This is a genomic window from Williamsia phyllosphaerae, assembly GCF_014635305.1.
Classification (GTDB): Bacteria; Actinomycetota; Actinomycetes; order Mycobacteriales; family Mycobacteriaceae; genus Williamsia_A; species Williamsia_A phyllosphaerae.
In genome coordinates this window covers 93,687-113,676 of the sequence record NZ_BMCS01000003.1, presented here as the reverse complement: position 1 = coordinate 113,676, position 19,990 = coordinate 93,687, and the positions used below count along the sequence as shown (strand labels likewise).

Below are 19,990 nucleotides of genomic sequence, written 5' to 3'. Positions count from 1 at the left end.
CGGCGGTCTTGCGGCGAGTCCGTCGAGGCTTCTCGTCCGCGTCAGCCGACACAAACCCACGCGATGCATACAGATCAGCCAGGTCGTCACCCACCTCGAGCAAAGTCCCGAGGTCGGGGTGCTTCAGGCGAGGCATCAGGTGTTGTCCGTGAACTTGACGAACGCATCGACGTCGTTGATGAGCAGCCCGTACTCGGCCTCAGCGAGGATCGCGACGAGGTTGTGCTCGAACAGCGACGTCAAGGTGCCGCCGATGGTGACGGTCGCCTCGGTCGACACCTTGTAGGAGATGCCGCCGACAGCACCCCACACGACCTGGTTCCAGTCGCCGCCGTAGCCGACGATGCCGCCGGTGTTGGGGGTTCCGGACACGGTTGCGGTCGACAGTCCGTCACCGAGGAACGCGGGACGGCCGATGAGGCGACCGGGGGTGATCATGTTGGTGGTCTCGGCGAGCGGGGTCTCGACGAACAGGGGGCGACCGTTGTTGTCGACAGCACCGAGGAACGTCGGCTCAACCTTGCGGTCGAACGCGAAGCCGGTCAGCTTCTTGTTCGCGTCGGTGAGGGTCTTGAGGCCGGCGACAACGTCACCGAACACGCCACCGTTTGCCTTGGCGGTGCTCCCCAACTCGACAGCCTTGGTCGACTGGTCGATGTAGGCCCCGAACGGGGTCGACGTTCCGTGCAGTGCAGCCGCATCGAAAGCGACGGCGAACGACTCGGAGATGTCGTCACGCAGGATCTGCATGTAGTTGCCCGGGTTGGCGCGCACAACCTCAGCCGACACCACGGAGATCGCAGCGATCTTGTGGGGCTTGATCGACTTCAGTGCGATACCCGACTCGGTGGTCGGCTTCAGGCCACCCTCAGACACCCACGAGGCAGTTGCCTTGCTGGTGCTGTACGGGATCTCCTGGCCGTTGATGCCAAGAGGGATCTGGCGGGCAAGCTGCATCACCGAAGATGACTTGCGTGCCTGCTCGAAGTAGTTCTGGGCGACATCCGGGCGAAGGAATCCGGAAAAGTCGCTCGTGTTGGTTGCATTGGACTGGGCCATTGCAAATCCTTTCTACGAGTGTGGAACCGGCCCTAGCCGATGCCGAGTTTTCGGCGGAGCGACTGTTCGAGGTCGTCTCCGTTGAGCGCTGGTGCGCTCGGTGTCTGTCCGGACTGGGGCACGTACACACCCGCTTTGGGTGACGTCTCAGCGTTGCGCTCAGCGAGTCGAAGGGCCTGACGGGTCAGGGTCTCCTCGTCGCCGCCGGTGAGGAACAGTTCAGCGTCCTCATCGGTGATTGAGTGCTTCGCGGCGATCCTGTACCGCAGCGCTTCCGCCCGAACCTGTACCGCCTCAGCCTGGGCTTCGGCGGCGAGCTTCTGGGCCTTCTCGAGATCGGACAGTTTCGCTGCCTCGATCTGTTCGAGCTGCGCCTTGATGTCTTTCAGTTCACGTTCGGCACTGTTGGCGCGGCGGCGTTCAGCCACCAACGCCTTCTTGCCGCCGTCACCAAGATCAGCAGGGTCGCCCTGCGTGGTGTCGGTCGTCTCCTGAGCGTCATCGGGTGTGGTTGTGCTCTCGTCGGACATGGGGGTTCCTCCATCGCGGGGGTATGCCTTCCGGGCATCACGCTCGGAAGGTGGTCTATTGGTTCGCGGCGATCCATGCCCGGACGCGGGCACGGTCGGCGTCGCTGATGTTGCGTTCGGTCCCCTGGAACGGTTTGACCGGAAGTTCGCGGCCACCGAAAGCGGGGACGGCCACGCATTTGCAGTTGTCGTGGGCGCCGAAGTTGACGCTCGAGCGTGTGTAGACAACGCCGCGCCCGATCAACATTCGGCAGAATTCGCACTCCCCGCGGCCGGCGCGCTGCCATCCACGGGCTTGCGGATCGCGGTCTGTCGCAATGGTCAAGGTGTCTCGGCTAGCGGTGAACACACGCTTCACGAGGCCACCGGACAGCAGTTGTAGCGCCGTCTCTGGGTTCTGCGCCGCGAGTGAGGATCCCCAACCGGCGAGTGCTTCCACACCCAGTTGCGAGTTCGCGGGAACGTCGGCGACGAACGAGCCGCGGACGTTCAGGTCGGCGCGGTGCTCGTCGTACCACTCGGCCGTCAACGTCGCCGCCGCGTCCCCGTAGTCACCGACCAGCGCGGGCAGCACGTCGAACAGTCCATCGCGGACGGATGCCGCGTCGAGCTGCGCCCACAAGGCCGCTAGATCAGCCTCCGCGTTATCGCTGAGGCTGATCAACAGGCTGCGTAGCTCCGTCGTCGTTGCTGGCATTACTCACCACCACAGGAGACTGCTGACGAAGACGCTCAAGAACCGAACCGCCATTCGCGCGACGACGCTCAGCCAACAAACGATCAATCGTCGGCCGGTCATAACCCAACTGCTCCAACGCAACCTCAGTCTCAGCAAGCCACGGGATCACCGCGATCTGCTTCAACATCGTGTCCGCCGCAGCAGCCTTCGACGTCATCCGAGGATCACGCGGCTTCGCACGCAACGACGCAACCTCCGGCGCATCCGGCCGATCATTCGCCATCATGTACGCCGTCTGCATCGCCCGAGTCCACGCCGACGCGAACATCGAGCCCGTCCGCTCAGCCTCCAACGTCAGATTCTTCTCGGCCTTCTCAATCGCCTCAGCCGACGACGGATTGTCCTGCACAATCCCCACCGCATCCAGCGGCAACGACGCCGCAGACGCAAACAAGGTCGCGAACATCCGCAACTGCTCCACATGCGGCTGCATCGAAATTTGCTGCAACTGCTGAATGCTGGGCTGAAAGTTCGGGTCCGCATCAAGGTCGTCCTGCGCTGGGGCATCAACCACCAGGGCGCGCGACAACAGCGCATTCCAGCCGCCGTCTTCAAACGCATCCTTCGGCATGTTCAACGCCGCCAACCGGGGCGCCGCGAAAAACTCTGCACCGATCTCCGAACGCACAACCGTCCGCAACGCCGAATCTGTGATCGACATGATCGGCCGCGAAATACGAGACCGACCGAACGGACGATCCAGATGCGGGCGATACGGCATCGGCTCAACAGGAACCCGGCCCAAACGATGCGGGCGGGTCGTCACATTCCAATTACCACCGACACGCTGCTGCTCAAGGGTGACCACCCGATCCGGCAGATACATCACCATCACAGTCGGCTGACCACCATCGACAGCACGGTCCACAATCTCCAACGCCGCGGACAATCGCTGACGACGCACATCCCACAACGCCGTACCATTCAACGCAGACACAGGCGACATGATCACCGGCGGCTCCCCCGACGCCACATCACCCAACGTCACACACACAAACGCGCACGCATGGATCAGGGCCGAATCGTGGGCCTGCGGGGCACGCACATCAAGATTGTTCGACCGCCACAACTCATCGACACCCAGATCGGCAGGCGACGCATCCGACGACACAAACCCGTCGATCATCACCCGCTGCGACAACAGATCCACCGACTTCGCCGGCCAATCCAACACCGCCTCGATCTTGTCCCGAAGCTGCGGAGGCGTCGAAATCATCAAATCCCGGAAGCGGTACCGCGACTCGTAGTAGTCGGTACGCAACACGTTCCGGATCGACTTCGCATCCAACTGGTTCATCAGCGTCGCCAACGTCTGCGCGTCCGCATCGTCGAGGCCAGGAATGGCGAGACGTGGGATCAATTCGTCACCCTCACCTTCCGAGTCGACCGCTCACCACTGTTTGTGGTTCGTGTTTTCGTGGCACCAGCAAGAGCCAGCACCGTCGCCATGATCGGGGCATTCAACGTCGACAACTTCAAATCGAACGTCCACGCCGCACCATCACGACCAAACTTTTTCCGCGCCGCAGCCAACGAATCAGCCAACTGCACCTGATCGGCGTGCGACAACCAACCCGCCTCACACCCCTCAACCAGCAACTCGCAGCCACGACCAACATCACCAGTCGACGCCGACCGCGCATTCACACGCTTCGCCTGCAACATCGGCTGCAACGGAGCCGCAGCACCATAATTCGGCACCAAGATCGGGGCACGCCGACCAGCTCGAGCAGCAAGAAAATCAGCAACCAGGTCGAGGCGAGGATTCGCGAACACTTCCTCAACATGGCGGGACTCCCCACCAACCCAACACGCCACAACTGAAAACTGGTTGTCGTGGGCGGCGACACCAAACGAATCCGGAGCCTTACCGAGTGCGGGACCAGGAGCAACCAACTGCGTCCACTGGTGCGCCGGCACGATTGCCGAACCGCCCCCAACGTCCCAGATGCCCAGGCCTTCACGCAGGAACGACTCGGGGCTCAGCTTCCGTTGCAGCCGCTTCATTGACTCCGCAGGCGTCCTATGCGGGTACGACGGGTTAGCGCGCGCCCACGTCGAAGCAGCGTTTGGATCCGCACCAGTATCGACACCGAACTCGATCCACACACCGTCAGCCAACGTCCCGGCCCACGCCTCATCCCGCATCCGAGTGAACGCCTCGCTCGGATCAGCAGGCTTCGGCGGAGTGCCGATGTAGAACGCCAAACCAAACTTCGACGTGTTCATGGTCGCCGTCATCGCATCAACAGCGTTCTCCGACATGATCTGCGCCTCATCAGCAACGATCACATCCACGCCCGGGATACCGCGACCAAACCCACGCTCACGCGCACCGAACAAGATCCGAGATCCGTTCGCGAAACGGATCTCTTCCTCACCCGAACCGCGGAACACCTGCTCGATGTACGGAGCCACACGCAGACGCTCAGCGAACGCAGCCATCGATAGGAACGTCTCGCCATGAGTCCGCGCATGATGCGCCGACCACACCGTCGACGTCCCCGGCCGAATAATGCTCAACCCGAAGATCAACCCGGTCATCCAGTGCGTCTTACCGGCCTGCCGACAAATCGACATCCCAACACCATCGACAGTCGCCGCCATCCGCCCATCAGCACGACGAGCCAACGCCAACCGACCAGACTGGTTCTGCCACGGATCAAACAAAATCCCCAGCTTCGACCGACAGGTTTCCTCCACCGCCGGCCACATCGTCGAAACGATCCCAGTCGGCGCCGAAACCTTACGAGCTACCTCAGAGAGCTTCGGCGTCCCAGGCTTCATCATCGACGGCGACACCCTCGGCGTCCTCCCTCGCAGCCTGGGCGCCCCTTGCCTCCAACGCCTGAATCTCCTTCGAGATCAACGCCAACTGACGATGCAACGCAGCCTTCGCAGGGCCACGCTCATCAGGCAAAGACGACACAATGTCACGCCGCTGAGCACGCAGAATCTCGAGGTAATCCCCCGACTCAATCGCCTCATTCAGCGACAAAACCTTCGCCGGAACCGCCTGCTCACCAGGAGCAACCACCCGAACATGCGAACGCTTCACAGCCATCGGGGCCTCCTTTCACTTCACGGTGAAACAAAAAACGTAATAGATAGATCGGCGCTATGCCTTTAGGTCGCCGGGGCCGTTGGGGGGAGGGGATACCCGCTGCCCCGTCGTTTCACCAGGTTCTGTCGGTCTCGAACTGTCGGTGATCGCCTGGTGTTGTGTCGCTCTTGGCCCTGTTGCATCGCCTGTGGGTCAGTTGACAGTTGCTGCGAGAGAGTGGATCGCCGCCCTTGCTTAGTGGGTGGATCTCGTCTATCTCGGGTGAGTCTGGGTGTGGTGTTGGGATGGTGGTGTCGACTGGTTCGCCGCAGATGCCGCAGTGTGTCTCGGTTGCGAGGATGCGTGCCCGTAGTGCTCTGCGCCTGGAACCGTTGGCGTATCGCGGGTTAGCGCCTGTGCTCATGCCCTGTGTCGTGCCGGCTGCCTGTACATCCAGTCCCATTGCTGTGTTTGCATGGCTTCGTTGACGAGGGTGCGTGCTGCGGGTAGCCCTTGTGATTGGTTGGCTGCGATGGTTGCTGCCCGGGCTAGGAGTAGGTCGAGAGGATCCATGTCAGTCGAGCGAGATGATGGTGCGTTCGTCGTTGATGAGCACGTCGTCATTGGCTTCGTTGACTACGTAGTTGCCGTCCGCACCACGCACGAATGTCTCGACCTCAAGGTGTCGTTCGATGCCGTTGTCGATGATCCAGCAGCGCTCGTCAGGTACCCAGCGCGCAAGGTCGCCGAGGACGCGGGTCACGTTGTCGTACTCGGGATGGTCGTGCGTGATCTGGACTTCAGTCATCGCAGTCTCGTTCCATGTCGTCAGCCAAGGTTTGTCGGAAGTATTCGCCGCGTCGTGCTGATGCTGCGATGGCGAGGCAGGATGCGCGTTCGGTTTCGGCTGCTCGTACACGCCGGTCGGTGAGGTAGCGGTCGAGTGTTGCGATGGGCCAGACAACGGCGGCGAGTACACGCATTGCGTCAAGGTGTGGGTTTGGGTGTGGGCTTGTCGTCTACTGCGACAGCCTGTGTGGCGAGCTTGCATACCTGGCTGCATGGCGCGTGTCGTGTCTTGCTGCACCACACGCAGAGGACTGTGATCATTCGTCGTCGCTCTCGGGCGGTGGGTCCATGATCAGTGGAGCGATGAGGTGCGCTTTGGCGAACTCCAGCAGTCCGAGTGATTCGACCATGAGTAGTCCGTCCGACGTTTCAACGTCGATCACGTCGCCACTGTTGGCGTCTCGGTCGGGGTAGAACGTGCGGGTGATCGTGATGTAGCTGGTTTCGATTCCCTGCGTGTCGTTCTCGTCGCTCACGCCACGGTCTCCTTCATCGTCGCCAGTTTGTTGCGGAGCGTGTCGACGCGAGCGAACCGTGCAGCTCGTTCTCGGGGTTCGCATGGTTCGAGTGAGTCGACTACGGCATCACGCAACATGTCCTCGACGGCTTGGCGTGTGACCATGTGGACCTCCGTGAAGAAGGTTCCCGAGAGCGCAGCACTTGGGGGTGTGCGGCAGTAACCGGGGAAGTTGATCTCTCGGGAAGTAGAAGCGCGTTGGTTAATGGACGAGCTGCGGGATGCTCGGATCCCACACGCAGACGCGCTCCCTGCGTTGTGTGGCCGCGATAGGCGGCGATCTCCGGGGGTGGAGACGATTCCCTGCGCTGGCTAGCGACGGGAAAGAACGGGGGTAGAGACGACGAAAGCGAGGCGTCCGATGGGGACGGTCCTCGCTAACGCGAAGAGTACCACGCCCACCGTGCGATCGGACGTCAAGCAGCGTCCTTACGCATCTCCGTGTCCGCGTCGATGATGTCCGCCAGCCGCCAGAACTTGGTGCGCGTCACCGGATCCTTGCCGCTGTGGTCGATGCTGGCCCGCCGAACCACGTACTTCATCCGCTGCTCGTTGATCATCGGGTCCACATCCATCGTGCGGCACACGGCTTCGATCGTCGTGTACGTGACATGCACCGTCTCAGCCTGCCTACGCGCCAGCAAAACCCGTGGATCGTCTGAGCGCACAGTTGGGTCTTCCCAGGGCAGATCGATGCATGACTGGCAACGGTCCACCAGTTTCGCGACCTCATCAACCGACTCCTCGCATCCTTCGCACATCGCGAGGTCTTCGATGTGGTGCCGCAACCACGACGCCAACGACAGCAGCGCATCGGCCGGCGGCATGAGGTGACGTTCCTCGCACACCATCCGCACCCAGGACACAAGCACAGCGTGCAGCTGCGTCCAGTCGTCGAGTGCAGCGATGTTCACGCCATCAGGCACACTCCCCCGCTTGCTGCGTCTCGATGTGCCCTCCTGCTTGGCGACACGATCCATGCGAGCCAACGTGACCGCGATGTCCTCGGCAATCTTGGGAACCTGATGCAGCGACTCAACGAGCGCGTCCTGCTGATCCCGCGGCATGAAGAACTGGTCGTCGGTCATGCGTCGTCTCCGTTGGTGTCTGGGTGTGTGTCGCGGTATGCGGAGAACGCGGACCGTTCGGATGTGAGGAGTTGGTTGAGCGATTCGGTAGCCTGCTGCAGCTTTGCGATCTGAGCGTCACGGTCGTCGATGATCTTCACGAACTCTTTGTTTTCGCGTTCGAGTTGCGCTGCTCGTGCGGCCCGCTTCTCTCGATCGCGTTCCAACTCGCCGACGCGCATGTCGTTGTAGTTCTTCGTCTTCTCGGCGTCGAACTTCATCCGCTCGATCGTTGTGTCGCGTGTGTTGAGTTCGGTGCGGTGGACGTCGAGCAGGGACTGCATGGTCGTGTCAGTCATCGGGTCTCCGGAGGGTCGAAGTAGGTTGTGCCACCATTGGGTCCGCTTTTGCCGCCGCCGCCGTAAATCAGCTTCCCGATTTTGACCAGGCTGTTGGGCGTCGCTTGCCACTCGGTGTTGCTGCTGCGGGATGTGCGTGCGATCGGGTTACCGCAGTGCGGGCACTTCTGCTGTTCGGTGCTCATTAGCCCCTCCTGAGTTTGCATTTGGATTTTCTGCAAAGGACGCAGTCCTTGTAGTGGCGGCGCTTCTCGGTCACGCCACCCCAGTCATCGGTGACGGTCGTGATGCCGCCGATTGACCAGACGGTCCAGCGGTGTATCCCGAACCTGCACCGGGTTGGCATTAGCGGTGCCGTCATCGCGCCACTTCCGCGTTTATGAATGCGCCGCCAATGGATCCGTCGTCGGATGTGCTGGTGTAGCTGTGCACGGAGCCTTCTCGGACGATGACGTCTACGAGTTCGTTGGTGCCGATCAGGATTTGTTGCCCGTTGCTGTCGAAGATCCGTACGCGTGGGGGCCGGGTGTGATTGAACAGTCTCATCAGCTTTCCTCCAATATCTGCCGCAGCATTCGTTCTGCAGCGGGTGTCATGTCGCCGTTCAGGGTGCAGTCGCGGGCGAAGGCTGTTAGGCGGGCACGAAGCGAATCAGACGGGTTAGCGGGGGTCTCGCTGCGTGCCGACTGGATCGCTGCGTGGAACTGTCGGAACTTGGCGACATCCTCAGCCGCCCAACCGAACCGTTCAGCGAGTTCCGGGTAGGCGGATTCGGTCGGGTTGTCCTCGTCGTCCCATCCGCAGAACACCGCCCAGAGGATTGCGAGATCGGCTGATGCGCCCCAATCGCGGCTAGAGAACGACATGGTGTCGTCGACAACGTTGAGTGCTTCGCGCACGGTCTCGCTCATTGCTGCTCCCTAGTGGTGAGGGTGATGCGTACTCCGGGTGCCTCATCGGTGAGTGCGACCCGTTTGGTGGCGTGGAGTTCGGTGACTTGTGCGTCATCGACGAATGCTGATCCGGAGAGTGCGTCGAAAACGGCCCTAGAAAGTTTGTCCAAATCACCCGTGCGTTTCGTCGCCGGCACCACCACGTCGCGCTTAGCTGACTTCGGGCGCGGCATCACAAACTCCAGGCGCACCGACACAGGACCCGTCACCAGATCGGGGTGGACGAACCTCGCTGCTGTTGCCACCGATTGCCGCCACGGGGCAACGCGACCCGACTGCTCCACCAGGATCGGCTTCCCGTTGCGCATCCCCTTGAACGCCTTCGAACCTTGCGCGGCTGGATGGCCCGGGACGAACAGGGTCGTCGATGTGGTTAGGTCGCTCACCGCACAGCCTTCTTGTCGCCGAGCTGCCGGATCTGCGCCATCAACTCGGCTCGACGCTCAGGAGACGCAACAGGCTTGTCCAACGCGAACACCACCTCGTCGACAGGTGCGGGCTGTCGTGCCGCTGACCGGATTGCCTGCGTGATGTGCCCTGGCATCAACCAGGCCGTCGTATCGGCGTAGTGGGCATGAACTGCTGCCGCGGCGGGTTCTGGCGCCCACCGTCCGATCTCAGCCGCTTTGCCCCACGTGTGGATGGCCAACTCGTCGATGGTGCGTGAGTCGTAGCTTTGGATCACTTGCAGGAGTTCGATGATCTGGTCTCTGGTCATGCTGTGCCGCCCTGGACTGCTCGGAGGTGGTTGTTGGGTGTCATGCCGAACTGCGCGAGGACGGCAGGGTTGGGGTTGTCTTTCTTGAGCTCGAGGTCGAGGAACTGGCGTTCGCGTTTGGTGAGCTCTCGGCCATCGGGTGCCCGTCTGGCGTCTTGCTTGCGTGGTTCGGATCTACCGAGCCACGTCGCGAACGAGGCATCCCAGTTCGCTTGCCGTCTGTCATTGGCGATTGCGTGGTTGCGAAATTGCTCGGCTTCGAAGTCGACATCGACACCGGCTTTGACGGTCGACCCGACCTTCGCGCGATGCATGTCGGTGGGCTGCCAGGAGTCGGGAATTGGGTGGGGTTCGCGGCGCGCTCGTGCACTAGAGCTTTTGGTAGAGGTAGTAGTAATAGAGGTAGAGGTAGTAGGGCCACCGTTGGAGGCACCCTTAACCCCATCCCTTAGATCTTCTTCAAGCCCACCCTTAGAGCCGGGGTTAACGTAAGGGTTAGAGGCACCCTTAGAGCCAGGGTTAGAAGCACCCTTAAACGGGGGCAGTTCCTCAGGGTCGACTGCGTTTTGACGCAGCATCCCCTTCACCGCGTCCTTCTCCCACGACGTCGATTCAGGCTCCGCATCACGCAACTTTCGGACCTCGTGGACGATGACGCCACGCAACGTACGGGATGCGAGATCGGCCCGTGCGTTGGTGACGGAGACGGCCATGTTGGGGGTGCGCCACAGTCCGTCATGCTTCACCCATGACCGCAGCAGGCACTCGTCCGTCTCGGTGTCGATGATGAGAAACAGGCGTTCGGACAGTTCCTCGGCGGCGCGTTCGATCTTCGCCGGCGTCCAGTCCGCGGCCCGGTTGCAGAGCCTGCCAACATGCCAGTCAGCGGCACCGCAGAGCGACAGAGCGGGGCTGGTGTAGAGCATCATGTACAGGTTTTGGGCGTCGACGGTGAGGTCAAGCCAGTCGTCGTTGCCCCAGATGTCGGTGTGCATCCGGGCGTGATCTCTTGCCTTAGGCATCAGGCACCACCGGACCGCATACGCTTGGCCTGATCCAACAGTTCCGTTGCTGCGGCCTCGACTTCTTGCCAGGCATCGATCGCTTGGCGAGCCTCGTTGCGGATCGCTCGAATGTTGTAGGGCGTGTACTTCTCATTGAATGCGCCAGCCGCACCGACGTTCGATGAGTGGAACAGCGCGCTGAGGATGTCGCGGCGGATCTTCTTTGCGAGGACGTTCCCGTTCTGCTGCACCTCGTCAACGGTCAGTGGTGTCGCTGACGGCGTGGGGGCGACTCTCAATCGCTTACTGGTCACGGCTCCTCCACCTCATCCGGAACGGCAAACCCAATCTCGTCGAATACCCCGTTCATCAGACGCGAGGTTTTGTCGTACTTGCCGGTGATGAGGATGTATCCGTTTGCCACAGGGTCGAACTCGTGCCGAGGCGTGGAGCGGATCAGGAAGACCCGATTGCCGGGGAATCGAAAGGCCCTTGCGTGGGATGCCTGCATCAGTTCTTCGACCATGTTGATGATCAGGAATCGGCGAGCGCTTGCGGACGCCGTGGTGAAGTCACGTGATGCGGTCCACTTTGCGGTCAGGTAGTCGTATGCGGACCAGGCCAGCAACCCGAGACCATAGAGGGCGAACGGGGTGGCAACCCCGGCGACGAAGATGATCGTGAGTGTCATGCGTCCGCCTCGTCAGCAGGCGCGAACGACACGGAGATGTCTGCGTCGGGGACGAAGTGGTGTGGCCCGTCATGGGCGTCGAACAACATGCACGTAGCGGTGCTGTCGTCGTTGTCCTCCCAGCAGTGAAGCGGGCGGGGACCGAAAACTTTCCAGGGGCTAGAATTCATCACTAGCCCTCCTTTCTGGTTGACTCAGAAATGGTGCGGTTAGAAGCCGGTCGGGTTGCGTCAACAACACGGCCGGTTTCGTCTATTCTACCAGCGACAACACCGTTTTGTTGTTGCGCCACAACACAGTTCATGCACGCACGCACCGACCAAGAGTTCACCGGCGAACGGCATTCGGGGCAGCGTGGACCCGACCATGCGCGGGTCACGCTTCGTCCCCCACACACCACGAACCGCACCCCACAGGACGCGCACCCATCATCCGGGCACACACCCAACAAAAGACAGGTGGGTCGGGGAACAAGGTGGGCTGCAGGGGGTCGAGGTCCGCGGTCATGCTGCGATCTCCACGTCTGACAGCAAGTCCAGCGCCGCCAACGCTTGCTGCGGCACGACTCCATTTCCCAGCGCCTTCAACTGCTCGTTACGAGTCAGCCCAATGGCGGGGTCAGTGACCCAGCCGGCGGGCAGCCCCATCATCCACTCAACTAGAAGAGGCGAGAGGCGCTGTCCGTTGCGTCCTGGTTCAGTTGGGGCTGGTGCTGGTCGACCGAGGGCTGCCTCCCAGCGTTCGATGGCGGCACGATAAGGCCCCCAGTTGACATCAGCAGCTTGTCGATCGCTCCCAGGTGCACTTGAATCTTTGATGTGGTGCCAGGCCTGTACGGGGTGTTGCCGCGCCAGTCCGCATCGTCTCTGATTCCCTGTCCACCCGAAGGGGTGTTCGGGGTCGGTAACAGCATGTGCGCCATCTGATCCGACAACTCGTTGGATCGCTCCGGGTTCACCCATCGCCGCGGATCGCCCACTGAGTGTGACCCCCTCCGCCCTAGCCAGGCTGTCGGTGTCGCTAGCAAGGATGAAGCACCGCTCACGCCGGTGTGGTGCCCCGATGTCGGACGCTCGAAGGCATTGCCACTGCGAGTCATACCCGAGCGAGGCCAGGTCGCCGACTGCTCGGGCAAGCTCTCCGAGAACAACGATGGCTGGCACGTTCTCCAGCACGACGTGTCTCGGTCGTAGACGGCGAATGGCATCCGCGACTCCAGGCCAGATTGCTCGCTCATCTTCGATGCCTTTCTGTGCGCCGGCGACAGACCAGGGCTGGCACGGCCAGCCTGCGGTGAGGATGTCGACGGGTTCGACCGTGTCCCAGTCGACAGCGGTGAGGTCATGGTGGTTGGGTACGTCCCAGTGGTGGGCAAGGATCTTGGACGGCCCGGGCTCGTACTCGCAATGCCACGCCGTCCTAGCGCCGAAGAACTGCTCGACCGCCAGATCGATGCCGCCGTAACCGGAGCACAGCGAGCCAATACGTGGCCCGCTCATTCGTCTGCCCCGTGCCGGCATGTGTGGTGGTGTCGCGCGAACTCGGGGGCGCCACAGTCGATGCAGTCGTATTCGGGGTTGTCGGGTTCGTCGTCGCGGTTGTCGAGTTCGTCGGCTTCGATGCGGAGTGCGAATGCGTGGCTGTGGAGGTCGCGTGATTTCCAGGCGAGGTCGCGTCCGTGTCCGTTGCTGACGTTGAGGGCGGTGATGGTGTCGGCTGCGGCACTGATGCTGTCAGCGAGGGCACGCATGTCTTTGCTGCTCATGCTGTGTCCCCTGCGAGTTCGGTTTCGCGCTTGGCGACGAGGGCGAGCAGTTCCGTGGCGCGTTCGGGTTCGCTGGCCTTGAACTTGGTGAGGTAGTCGCGTGCCTTACCGCACTGTTCGAGGGTGGATGCGGCAATCTTGGCTTCGTCGAGGCGGATCTTGGACGGCTGCTCGGCGAGGGGTTCGACAGTGAAGGGGGCACGTCGGCCGCGGGTGACCATCAGTTGCACGGTGCAGGACTTCTCGATGTGCGAGAGCGCGCTGATACGGACCCCGCCGACTTCCTTGCCCCCGAAGACAACCTTCGGGTCCCTGTAGAGCTGCATACGTCTACCGACGTAGGTCTGCGCCTTCTCTCCCCACGCTGCGAGCAGGACGCGGATCATGGATTTACAGGGGCGGAAGGCTCGACCGGGAAACTCGACCAGGTGGATGTTCACTGGCTGCTCCGCGGAGCCGCGACTCACCGATTCGATCGTCACGATCCGTGGCCCGGTCAGGAAGTCTCCGGCTTCGATCTGGTCAGAGTTGGCTGCTGCGGCCGTGAGAAGGTCGACCTCTTGGGTGCTCATGCTGCGTTCTCCTTAGCTGTGCGGCGCGCGGCGCGGAGGTTCCGCTGATACGTCCGTTGGTAATTCGTTCGACATGTCCGGCACATCCGATGCGGCTTGCCTGGGTACACGTAGGTGTTCATCTCGTTGTACGGATGCCCGAGAGGGCAGTGAGTCTTAGCGGCATTTGAATGCATGCCATGCGCGACCTGGTCGAACTGGTTGTCCGAGTGGCTTCCCCAGGCCAGGTTCGCGAGAGCGTTATTGGTCTGGTCGCCATCGAGGTGCCGACCTTCCGCGCCGCTCTCAGGCCATCCGTTAAACGCTGCAAGTACTAGGCGATGGACCAGGTGGGACTTCTGGCTGCCACCTCGCCACAGAGTGACAATGCGGTAGCCGTTCTTCATGGTCGGCTGACGGAGAACGCGCCCACTCCACTTCCGACCGCGGTCGGTAACTCGGTCACGGGACCGGACTCGGCCAAGGTTGGATGCGTCGTAGGCGTTCTCGTAGCCGGGTATGGGACGCCACACCTCTGCCGTGTCGTCTTCGGTGATGTTCATGAGAAGGAGATCTCCTGGTCGAAGATGTTGCGTTCGGTGGTGGGGAGTCCTTCGACGGACTCTTTGAAGGTGGCGATCATCTCGGCGGCGTTGTCTTCGAAGTTGCGGCAGGCTTGGATGATCGCGTCGAACCAGTTGGGTTGCGGGTAGGCCCGTTTGACGTAGAGGGGCAGTCCCCCGCAGAACGACACGTAGTCGATCCATTGCCGCCCGGTGACGAGTAGCCCGCACTGCAGTTGGGCCATGTTCTCGATGGGTGGGTGGTCGTTGAGGACGGTGGTGAGTTGCGTCTTCTGACGGCGCGACTTGATCTCGATGAGCCCGTCATCACCGACGAGTCCATCGGGTGAGTAGCCGATCTGGAATCCCCATTTGTCCTCGACCATGAAGCCAACCTCGGTGACGGGGGCATAGTGCTCGGCATACTTGGCTCGGGCTACGGGTTCGTCGTCGAGGCCGCGCTGCATGTCGAAGTTGACGTAGGTGGGTTCGGTCCAGCCGGTGATGCGTTCGGCTGCGAGCTGGGCTGTGAGGCCGCGTGACTCGGGATTGCTGGCTGGTTTGACGGTCTTCTCGGTGATGAGCTTCCCGACGACTGAGGCGGTGATGAGTCCGCAGCGTGCCGCCAACCATTCCTCGGAGCCTTGTTCGAGGTGGTCAAATGTTCTGAGTGTCATCTGTTGTCCCTCTCCAGCATTCGCACGTAGCGGTCTTCGAGTTGTTCGGCGGTTGGGAAGTACCGCGCCTCTGCTCGGTCCTGGTGTCTGGTCTCGTAGTCGGGTTCCTGCTGCTGCATCAGTAATCTCCTAGGCGCTCGTATGAGAGGTCTTGTCCGCAGCACCGCACGGTTGGGGTGTCGTTGTCGCAGACGGTGCACAGGGTTTCGGGATCGGGGTCCGGTGCTTCGTCGTCGCTCATGCGGTGAGCCCTTTCGTGCGGGCGTTGCGCTTGTCGGCGGCGTAGCGGTTGTTCGCGAGTCGGCATTCGGTGCAGGCTGGTTCACCACGGCGGGTGTGTTGCTTGTAGCCGCTGGGTGTGCCGTGGGTGATGGGTTCGCGGCCCTTACCTGTTTGTCCGCCTTCGAACTTGTGGTGTTCGTTGAAGATGACGCCACCCCATACGCCGCCGCGGGTGTCGTTGCGGTTGGCGTACTCCCAGCATTCTTGGGTGAATGGGCAGGTGGCGCAGATGGCGAGGGCTTCGGCGTATTCGGCGCGTCGTTTGGTGCCGCGTGGGTCGAACAGTTCGTGTTTGCCGCGGCATGGTGCGTGTTCGGTCCACGGTTCGGTGTTGCAGATGTTGATGATTTTCATGCTGCGACCGCCTGTGCGCAGTGGGTGTGCTGCTCGCGGAATAGGGCGTATGCGAGTTCCCATCGGAGGACGCTGTTGTAGCTGCGTTTCGCGACGTAAGTGGTGGGTTGGGTGGGTGGTTTCATGCCGCACGCGCAACGAGTCATCTGCCCACCGCCAGTGCGTGCAGTGCTTGTTCAGCGACTTCGGTGTAGGTGCCGGTGAGCATGTCGAATGGGAGGGCGTGCGTGTTGTCGAACAGCCGCAACTCGTAGAAGCCGCTGTTGTGGAGTAGCGACCAGGTGAGGCCGGCGTCGTCTGCGTGTTCAACGAAGTGCTGCCAGTTGCAGAGGGTCTGCATGAACGCCGCGCTCATAGCATTTCCATTTCTTCGAGGGCTGCGGTCATCGCGGCCTCAACGGCGGGGTGGTCTACGTAGACCGTCGCGGGTTCGGTATTCAGATCAATCGACGCGGCATAGACGGTGACGCAAACACGATCTGAGACAGGCGCATACGTCACCTCGACCATCAGGTTCAGTCGTCGTGACTCGGCCATCAGTCGCCGTAGTAGGGAGCCGGCGTCGGTGCGGTAGTCATCGAGGGATGCGACCGTGCGATCCGGGGCGCTCACGACTGATCACCAGCAAGCACGTTGATTTGGAGCGGCCCGCACTTGGGGCATGGCTGCAGGAATCTTGCAGCCATTGTTCGGTAGTGCTCTTTGATCGCGTCGGATAGCATTCCCGGCTTAGCCCAAGCTCCGTGTCCCATGCCTTGGTCAGGGTCGGAAAGGTAAAGCCGCGCCGCGATGTCCTCGATCTGGGTGCTGCTTTCGGTTTCACTCATGCCGTCACCCACTGCCCCACCTCGTGATCGAAACCCTGTAGGGCGACGATCCGGTGTCCGAAGCCTGGCTCGTTGTCAAGCAAGTCCAGCGCTTCGAACGCGGCCTTGCCAGTGGCGAATTCACAGATGAACTCGTAGGACCGGACGACTGCGATGAGGCGGTACTTGGCGAACGCTTTGTCGCTCATGCGATCCACCACCAGGCAGCGAGTACAGTGAGCACCTCGACTGCGATGGACGCGGGGATCGCGACCCACAGCGCCACGAAAATGTCGCCGTCACCACGCGAATCACGCACGGAAGGAGCAGGGAAAAAGCTCATCACTGCTCCCCATCGGACAGGTCGAGGAACAAGCCGCGACCGAAGATGAGCAACGACAGACCGACCAACAAGGCCAGCCCCAACACGATCACGTTCTGCAACAAATGAAGCATCAAAAGACTCCAATCAGGAAGACATAGACAGGTGGGGTGCACAGTTCACGCACACACCAAAATTGATGTGCACCATCAAGTTCGGGGACTGTCGCCAACACCGGGTGCACGGAATGTTCGCTGCGTGGGTTGCGCCCGTATGCGGCAACAAGTCCACGTTGAACGGGCGACGCAAAGGACGACGACGAGTCATGAGGCGCTTCGAATCAGGTTGGGGATCCGACGTGGACCCTGCTCGCGGCTACACGCAGCACGTGAGATGTGAAGCGCGGCGTCGTATAGTTCCAACTTCTGCGCCACTACCCCCAGGCGTCTGAGTTCTGCGAACAGTTCCTCAGGCGTCTCTGCCCCGCTCATGCGATCGTCTCCGTGCCCGGGATGAACGACGCCACCACCAACGACGAACCCAACACCACAAACACAAACACCCACACGACCGCTGCGACATGCTTCAAACGGGGGCGCATCACGACGCACGCTGATTCGGCACAGCGTCAGGCAAATCAGCCACCCAACGCTTCAACTCCGCGTACTCCACGACATACGCCGGCTTCGTACCCGAACGGTTCTTGTTCTTCAACAGGATCCGCGACGATCTGAACTCGTCCAGCAAATGCCTAGGCGTTGCACCCACAAGGGCTGCAGCGTCTTTCAGAGTCAAGCTGATCGGCTCAGTCATTGCCATCCGTTCTGTGCGTAGAGGTCGCGGGCTTCGAGCCACAAATCCTTGAGGAGGGTTTTGGAGACCAGGCGCAGCGCCATCGCGTGCACGTGCGCGTCAGACCTGGGTGATCCGACCTGGGCGGGTTTGCCGGCGGGGCCGCAGCGAACGCATACGGCGGGATGTAGCGAGCCTGCATACTTCCGCTTGGCCTCGTCGTAGACCACGCGGTAGTGGTCGGCGATCGGATCCTGTGGACCGCGTTTGTCGTCGACCATGCGCCCGCCCTTGATGAGCGATGCGGCGATCACCCAGGCGCGTTTGCGTGCGTCTTCGGACCAGTTGGATTGCTGGCCTCGTTGACGTTTGGGTGCCACCCCAGCGGCGGAACTCCTTTGGCGATTCACAGGATCCGTGGCCGCTGGGGTGGACGTGGATCCGGCAGCGTTGCTTTTGTGGGCACCGAGTGCGTAATGGCTGCCGGAAGATTTGACGACGTGGAATCCGGTGTATGCCCATAGTTCGGACACGGTTCGCGGTCGTTCGTGGAGGTCGTTCCAGTACGGGTCGCCGATGGTGGCGATGAGGCGGGCGAACTGCTTCTCCCCTAGCCCGCGATATCGCTTCTGGAATGCGTTGAACGGGTGCTTGCGGAGTGCGCGTTGCAGGTTGAGGATCGCGTCGTGCTCGGCCGCGCCCATTGCCTCGACCGTCATGATGAGTTTCTTGACCTCGGGGTGATCGGCGGTGAGACCGAACCCGCGCATCTCACCGTCGTCGTCGGCCTCGGTCTTGGTGAGAACGCGAACGCGGTTGGCGTTGGCGATCCTCACCTTCTCGAGGTCGTCCAGTACGTCGGCCAGGACACCGATCACGGGGTCGCGAAGGAACCCACCGGGGGCACAAAGGACTTGCGCAGCGGCGCTGGCTTGGCCCCCGGTGGAAGTTGAATCCGATGCAGCGGTGGTACATTGGTCGCTCGCCCGTGGCGTGGCTGCATCGGAAGTTGGGCCGCTGTCGACGCAGCTTCTTTGGAAGCCGTCGGAACATTGGTCGTCAGCGGAGTTTGAGTCCCCACCCGCAGGGGCCACTTGGTTGTGCGCGGACTGTTTGGTGGGTGGGGAGGTTGAATCACCGACAGCGCTGATACTTCGGGGTGCGCCACATTCTTGGCTGTCGGTGAAGTTGGATCCAGACACGGCGCCAATGGCTTGGTTCAGCGCAACGTCCATGGCCGTGTCTGGAAGTTTGGGTGCCCGCGACGATGCTCTTACGGTGTGCGCCACTTCAATGGTCGCGGGCAAGTTTGATCCCGGGGCACACCCACTATGGGCGTCCGAATCTGCTTTGGCCCCGGGAAGTTCTGTGGTGGTCATGCCGCCAACCCCTCAATGCCAGCGGACTGCACGGCATCGGCGGGAAGTTCGCGGACAGTCGCCACGCGGTACGTCGACAGCAAGCCGAGTAGCGTGTCGTACTTGTCGGCCTGGGAGTTGACCTGAGCGGCTCGCTCACGCCGCAACGCCACGATCTGCACCAAGTTGTCGGCAGTGCAATCACCAAGCGGCTTCCACTCAGCGCCGATGGCGATGCGCTGGTCCATCAGTTGCGACCACCAATCGCGGACGCCGGCAACCTTCGCAGACTTGGATGGCATCCGACGCGGCGACCGGAACGCCTGGTTGAGAACCGTGTTCCGCTGCGACGACAGAACGTGCGAGACGACGACCGGCAACGCTTCCGCGAGCCACGCCTTGCGAGTAGCGGCTGTGACGCCCAACAACATGGCGTCCGCAATCTCGGCAGGATCCGACAGATTGCTGTTGGCCGCGAACTCACGCACCGCTGCTCTCAGCTCAGCGTGTGTCGTACGATTGGTGTTCAAAGGGACTCCTTACTAGTTCCTTCTCGGACCCCGTCGCCTGGCCGCGGCGGGGTTCTTCTTTTGTTCAGGCAGCAGTCTTGGGCTGGGCGGACTGGCGCTCACTACTTGTCAGTCGCTCCTCAAAAAGAACATCGGTCGGCACACCCAGCGCGCTCGCGATGCGGTCAGCAACTTTGGGCGTGCAGCTTGACGACCGCCCCGCGGTCAAGTGATTGATGAAACTGGGGTGTACGTCCACGAACCGAGCTAGCTGACGCCCACTCATCTTCTTGTCGGACTCAGGCCCGACGAACGCTCGCAGTAGCTGCGGGCTGCGGAGCTTCATCCACGTCCCCTTCGGTCGGCGCTTGTACCTGGTTGCCATTCGGCTGACTCCATCCTGCGTGCTAGGTGCCTATCTGTCAAGCATTACTTGGCAAGTATGTGCCTAGCACTAGGCGGCTGTCAAGCAAGTTACATGC

The 19,990-nt window shown here is 61.7% G+C and carries 32 protein-coding genes; all 32 read right to left on the bottom strand.

Annotation, left to right across the window (positions count from 1 at the left end; genetic code table 11):
- Positions 1-135 precede the first annotated feature (135 nt).
- The gene (locus IEV93_RS19060; protein WP_188491993.1) at positions 136-1,059 is read right to left on the bottom strand and encodes a phage major capsid protein; all 924 of its coding nucleotides are present in this window, start codon (positions 1,057-1,059) and stop codon (positions 136-138) included.
- Between the two features lie 32 nt (positions 1,060-1,091).
- Complete coding sequence (locus IEV93_RS19055; protein ID WP_188491991.1) at positions 1,092-1,589, bottom strand: hypothetical protein; 498 nt, start codon at positions 1,587-1,589, stop codon at positions 1,092-1,094.
- Between the two features lie 55 nt (positions 1,590-1,644).
- A complete protein-coding gene (locus tag IEV93_RS19050; RefSeq protein ID WP_188491989.1) occupies positions 1,645-2,253 on the bottom strand; it encodes a VG15 protein in 609 nt (202 codons plus the stop codon).
- On the bottom strand, positions 2,234-3,688 hold the full coding sequence (locus IEV93_RS19045; RefSeq protein ID WP_188491987.1) for a phage portal protein: 1,455 nt from the start codon (positions 3,686-3,688) through the stop codon (positions 2,234-2,236). Before IEV93_RS19045 ends, IEV93_RS19050 begins: the two co-directional genes overlap by 20 nt.
- Positions 3,685-5,043, bottom strand: a complete 1,359-nt coding sequence (locus IEV93_RS19040) for a terminase (protein ID WP_188491985.1) — start codon at positions 5,041-5,043, stop codon at positions 3,685-3,687. Before IEV93_RS19040 ends, IEV93_RS19045 begins: the two co-directional genes overlap by 4 nt.
- Before the next feature lie 43 nt (positions 5,044-5,086).
- Positions 5,087-5,392: a hypothetical protein gene (locus IEV93_RS19035; RefSeq protein ID WP_188491983.1), complete on the bottom strand. Its 306-nt coding sequence runs from the start codon at positions 5,390-5,392 to the stop codon at positions 5,087-5,089.
- A 112-nt stretch (positions 5,393-5,504) separates the two neighbouring features.
- Positions 5,505-5,795, bottom strand: coding sequence for an HNH endonuclease (locus tag IEV93_RS22735; protein ID WP_188491981.1), 291 nt, complete (start codon positions 5,793-5,795; stop codon positions 5,505-5,507).
- 150 nt (positions 5,796-5,945) lie between these two features.
- Positions 5,946-6,179: a hypothetical protein gene (locus IEV93_RS19025; RefSeq protein WP_188491972.1), complete on the bottom strand. Its 234-nt coding sequence runs from the start codon at positions 6,177-6,179 to the stop codon at positions 5,946-5,948.
- A 298-nt stretch (positions 6,180-6,477) separates the two neighbouring features.
- Positions 6,478-6,696: a hypothetical protein gene (locus IEV93_RS19020; RefSeq protein WP_188491970.1), complete on the bottom strand. Its 219-nt coding sequence runs from the start codon at positions 6,694-6,696 to the stop codon at positions 6,478-6,480.
- A 457-nt stretch (positions 6,697-7,153) separates the two neighbouring features.
- A complete protein-coding gene (locus IEV93_RS19015; RefSeq protein ID WP_188491967.1) occupies positions 7,154-7,825 on the bottom strand; it encodes a hypothetical protein in 672 nt (223 codons plus the stop codon).
- Entirely contained in the window at positions 7,822-8,163 is a 342-nt protein-coding gene (locus IEV93_RS19010; RefSeq protein ID WP_188491964.1) for a hypothetical protein, read from the bottom strand. Before IEV93_RS19010 ends, IEV93_RS19015 begins: the two co-directional genes overlap by 4 nt.
- Positions 8,160-8,348, bottom strand: a complete 189-nt coding sequence (locus IEV93_RS19005; protein WP_188491961.1) for a hypothetical protein — start codon at positions 8,346-8,348, stop codon at positions 8,160-8,162. Before IEV93_RS19005 ends, IEV93_RS19010 begins: the two co-directional genes overlap by 4 nt.
- 172 nt (positions 8,349-8,520) lie before the next feature.
- On the bottom strand, positions 8,521-8,709 hold the full coding sequence (locus tag IEV93_RS19000; protein ID WP_188491959.1) for a hypothetical protein: 189 nt from the start codon (positions 8,707-8,709) through the stop codon (positions 8,521-8,523).
- Entirely contained in the window at positions 8,709-9,074 is a 366-nt protein-coding gene (locus IEV93_RS18995) for a hypothetical protein (RefSeq protein WP_188491955.1), read from the bottom strand. Before IEV93_RS18995 ends, IEV93_RS19000 begins: the two co-directional genes overlap by 1 nt.
- Positions 9,071-9,502: a RusA family crossover junction endodeoxyribonuclease gene (locus IEV93_RS18990; RefSeq protein ID WP_229705335.1), complete on the bottom strand. Its 432-nt coding sequence runs from the start codon at positions 9,500-9,502 to the stop codon at positions 9,071-9,073. The genes IEV93_RS18995 and IEV93_RS18990 overlap by 4 nt, the downstream gene beginning before the upstream one ends.
- Positions 9,499-9,834 (bottom strand): hypothetical protein, encoded by a 336-nt coding sequence (locus IEV93_RS18985; protein WP_188491953.1) that lies wholly within the window; start codon positions 9,832-9,834, stop codon positions 9,499-9,501. The genes IEV93_RS18990 and IEV93_RS18985 overlap by 4 nt, the downstream gene beginning before the upstream one ends.
- Positions 9,831-10,829 (bottom strand): hypothetical protein, encoded by a 999-nt coding sequence (locus IEV93_RS18980; RefSeq protein ID WP_188491950.1) that lies wholly within the window; start codon positions 10,827-10,829, stop codon positions 9,831-9,833. The genes IEV93_RS18985 and IEV93_RS18980 overlap by 4 nt, the downstream gene beginning before the upstream one ends.
- Positions 10,830-10,855: 26 nt before the next feature.
- Positions 10,856-11,152 carry a hypothetical protein gene (locus tag IEV93_RS18975; protein ID WP_188491949.1) on the bottom strand — a complete coding sequence of 99 codons (297 nt, stop codon included), beginning with the start codon at positions 11,150-11,152 and terminating at the stop codon, positions 10,856-10,858.
- Positions 11,149-11,529 (bottom strand): hypothetical protein, encoded by a 381-nt coding sequence (locus tag IEV93_RS18970; RefSeq protein WP_188491948.1) that lies wholly within the window; start codon positions 11,527-11,529, stop codon positions 11,149-11,151. The genes IEV93_RS18975 and IEV93_RS18970 overlap by 4 nt, the downstream gene beginning before the upstream one ends.
- Positions 11,530-12,032: 503 nt before the next feature.
- Entirely contained in the window at positions 12,033-13,028 is a 996-nt protein-coding gene (locus IEV93_RS22730; RefSeq protein ID WP_188491947.1) for a DNA cytosine methyltransferase, read from the bottom strand.
- Positions 13,025-13,294, bottom strand: coding sequence for a hypothetical protein (locus tag IEV93_RS18960; RefSeq protein ID WP_188491945.1), 270 nt, complete (start codon positions 13,292-13,294; stop codon positions 13,025-13,027). Before IEV93_RS18960 ends, IEV93_RS22730 begins: the two co-directional genes overlap by 4 nt.
- The gene (locus IEV93_RS18955; RefSeq protein ID WP_188491944.1) at positions 13,291-13,866 is read right to left on the bottom strand and encodes a hypothetical protein; all 576 of its coding nucleotides are present in this window, start codon (positions 13,864-13,866) and stop codon (positions 13,291-13,293) included. The genes IEV93_RS18960 and IEV93_RS18955 overlap by 4 nt, the downstream gene beginning before the upstream one ends.
- Complete coding sequence (locus IEV93_RS22725; RefSeq protein WP_188491942.1) at positions 13,863-14,408, bottom strand: NUMOD4 domain-containing protein; 546 nt, start codon at positions 14,406-14,408, stop codon at positions 13,863-13,865. The genes IEV93_RS18955 and IEV93_RS22725 overlap by 4 nt, the downstream gene beginning before the upstream one ends.
- A complete protein-coding gene (locus IEV93_RS18945) occupies positions 14,405-15,085 on the bottom strand; it encodes a lambda exonuclease family protein (RefSeq protein WP_188491941.1) in 681 nt (226 codons plus the stop codon). Before IEV93_RS18945 ends, IEV93_RS22725 begins: the two co-directional genes overlap by 4 nt.
- Before the next feature lie 237 nt (positions 15,086-15,322).
- Positions 15,323-15,721 carry a WhiB family transcriptional regulator gene (locus tag IEV93_RS18940; protein WP_188491939.1) on the bottom strand — a complete coding sequence of 133 codons (399 nt, stop codon included), beginning with the start codon at positions 15,719-15,721 and terminating at the stop codon, positions 15,323-15,325.
- A gap of 142 nt (positions 15,722-15,863) precedes the next feature.
- Positions 15,864-16,076: a hypothetical protein gene (locus IEV93_RS18935; protein WP_188491938.1), complete on the bottom strand. Its 213-nt coding sequence runs from the start codon at positions 16,074-16,076 to the stop codon at positions 15,864-15,866.
- A complete protein-coding gene (locus IEV93_RS18930; RefSeq protein ID WP_188491937.1) occupies positions 16,073-16,333 on the bottom strand; it encodes a hypothetical protein in 261 nt (86 codons plus the stop codon). The genes IEV93_RS18935 and IEV93_RS18930 overlap by 4 nt, the downstream gene beginning before the upstream one ends.
- Entirely contained in the window at positions 16,330-16,548 is a 219-nt protein-coding gene (locus tag IEV93_RS18925) for a hypothetical protein (protein WP_188491936.1), read from the bottom strand. The genes IEV93_RS18930 and IEV93_RS18925 overlap by 4 nt, the downstream gene beginning before the upstream one ends.
- Positions 16,545-16,736 carry a hypothetical protein gene (locus IEV93_RS18920; protein ID WP_188491934.1) on the bottom strand — a complete coding sequence of 64 codons (192 nt, stop codon included), beginning with the start codon at positions 16,734-16,736 and terminating at the stop codon, positions 16,545-16,547. The genes IEV93_RS18925 and IEV93_RS18920 overlap by 4 nt, the downstream gene beginning before the upstream one ends.
- 922 nt (positions 16,737-17,658) lie before the next feature.
- Positions 17,659-18,876, bottom strand: a complete 1,218-nt coding sequence (tas, locus tag IEV93_RS18910; RefSeq protein ID WP_229705334.1) for a TIGR-Tas system RNA-guided endonuclease — start codon at positions 18,874-18,876, stop codon at positions 17,659-17,661.
- A gap of 140 nt (positions 18,877-19,016) precedes the next feature.
- Positions 19,017-19,529, bottom strand: a complete 513-nt coding sequence (locus tag IEV93_RS18905) for a hypothetical protein (RefSeq protein ID WP_229705333.1) — start codon at positions 19,527-19,529, stop codon at positions 19,017-19,019.
- Positions 19,530-19,593: 64 nt separating this feature from the next.
- Positions 19,594-19,794 (bottom strand): helix-turn-helix domain-containing protein, encoded by a 201-nt coding sequence (locus tag IEV93_RS18900; RefSeq protein WP_229705409.1) that lies wholly within the window; start codon positions 19,792-19,794, stop codon positions 19,594-19,596.
- Positions 19,795-19,990 lie beyond the last annotated feature (196 nt).

Bases quoted from the DNA above. Each gene is read 5' to 3' on its own strand.
- IEV93_RS19060 (WP_188491993.1), bottom strand. From the start codon at position 1,059: ATGGCCCAGTCCAATGCAACCAACACGAGCGACTTTTCCGGATTCCTT.
- IEV93_RS19055 (WP_188491991.1), bottom strand. From the start codon at position 1,589: ATGTCCGACGAGAGCACAACCACACCCGATGACGCTCAGGAGACGACC.
- IEV93_RS19040 (WP_188491985.1), bottom strand. From the start codon at position 5,043: ATGTGGCCGGCGGTGGAGGAAACCTGTCGGTCGAAGCTGGGGATTTTG.
- IEV93_RS19035 (WP_188491983.1), bottom strand. From the start codon at position 5,392: ATGGCTGTGAAGCGTTCGCATGTTCGGGTGGTTGCTCCTGGTGAGCAG.
- IEV93_RS22735 (WP_188491981.1), bottom strand. From the start codon at position 5,795: ATGAGCACAGGCGCTAACCCGCGATACGCCAACGGTTCCAGGCGCAGA.
- IEV93_RS19025 (WP_188491972.1), bottom strand. From the start codon at position 6,179: ATGACTGAAGTCCAGATCACGCACGACCATCCCGAGTACGACAACGTG.
- IEV93_RS19015 (WP_188491967.1), bottom strand. From the start codon at position 7,825: ATGACCGACGACCAGTTCTTCATGCCGCGGGATCAGCAGGACGCGCTC.
- IEV93_RS19010 (WP_188491964.1), bottom strand. From the start codon at position 8,163: ATGACTGACACGACCATGCAGTCCCTGCTCGACGTCCACCGCACCGAA.
- IEV93_RS19005 (WP_188491961.1), bottom strand. From the start codon at position 8,348: ATGAGCACCGAACAGCAGAAGTGCCCGCACTGCGGTAACCCGATCGCA.
- IEV93_RS19000 (WP_188491959.1), bottom strand. From the start codon at position 8,709: ATGAGACTGTTCAATCACACCCGGCCCCCACGCGTACGGATCTTCGAC.
- IEV93_RS18995 (WP_188491955.1), bottom strand. From the start codon at position 9,074: ATGAGCGAGACCGTGCGCGAAGCACTCAACGTTGTCGACGACACCATG.
- IEV93_RS18985 (WP_188491953.1), bottom strand. From the start codon at position 9,834: ATGACCAGAGACCAGATCATCGAACTCCTGCAAGTGATCCAAAGCTAC.
- IEV93_RS18980 (WP_188491950.1), bottom strand. From the start codon at position 10,829: ATGCACACCGACATCTGGGGCAACGACGACTGGCTTGACCTCACCGTC.
- IEV93_RS18970 (WP_188491948.1), bottom strand. From the start codon at position 11,529: ATGACACTCACGATCATCTTCGTCGCCGGGGTTGCCACCCCGTTCGCC.
- IEV93_RS22730 (WP_188491947.1), bottom strand. From the start codon at position 13,028: ATGAGCGGGCCACGTATTGGCTCGCTGTGCTCCGGTTACGGCGGCATC.
- IEV93_RS18960 (WP_188491945.1), bottom strand. From the start codon at position 13,294: ATGAGCAGCAAAGACATGCGTGCCCTCGCTGACAGCATCAGTGCCGCA.
- IEV93_RS18955 (WP_188491944.1), bottom strand. From the start codon at position 13,866: ATGAGCACCCAAGAGGTCGACCTTCTCACGGCCGCAGCAGCCAACTCT.
- IEV93_RS22725 (WP_188491942.1), bottom strand. From the start codon at position 14,408: ATGAACATCACCGAAGACGACACGGCAGAGGTGTGGCGTCCCATACCC.
- IEV93_RS18945 (WP_188491941.1), bottom strand. From the start codon at position 15,085: ATGACACTCAGAACATTTGACCACCTCGAACAAGGCTCCGAGGAATGG.
- IEV93_RS18940 (WP_188491939.1), bottom strand. From the start codon at position 15,721: ATGAAAATCATCAACATCTGCAACACCGAACCGTGGACCGAACACGCA.
- IEV93_RS18935 (WP_188491938.1), bottom strand. From the start codon at position 16,076: ATGAGCGCGGCGTTCATGCAGACCCTCTGCAACTGGCAGCACTTCGTT.
- IEV93_RS18925 (WP_188491936.1), bottom strand. From the start codon at position 16,548: ATGAGTGAAACCGAAAGCAGCACCCAGATCGAGGACATCGCGGCGCGG.
- IEV93_RS18920 (WP_188491934.1), bottom strand. From the start codon at position 16,736: ATGAGCGACAAAGCGTTCGCCAAGTACCGCCTCATCGCAGTCGTCCGG.
- tas (WP_229705334.1), bottom strand. From the start codon at position 18,876: ATGGACGTTGCGCTGAACCAAGCCATTGGCGCCGTGTCTGGATCCAAC.
- IEV93_RS18900 (WP_229705409.1), bottom strand. From the start codon at position 19,794: ATGAGTGGGCGTCAGCTAGCTCGGTTCGTGGACGTACACCCCAGTTTC.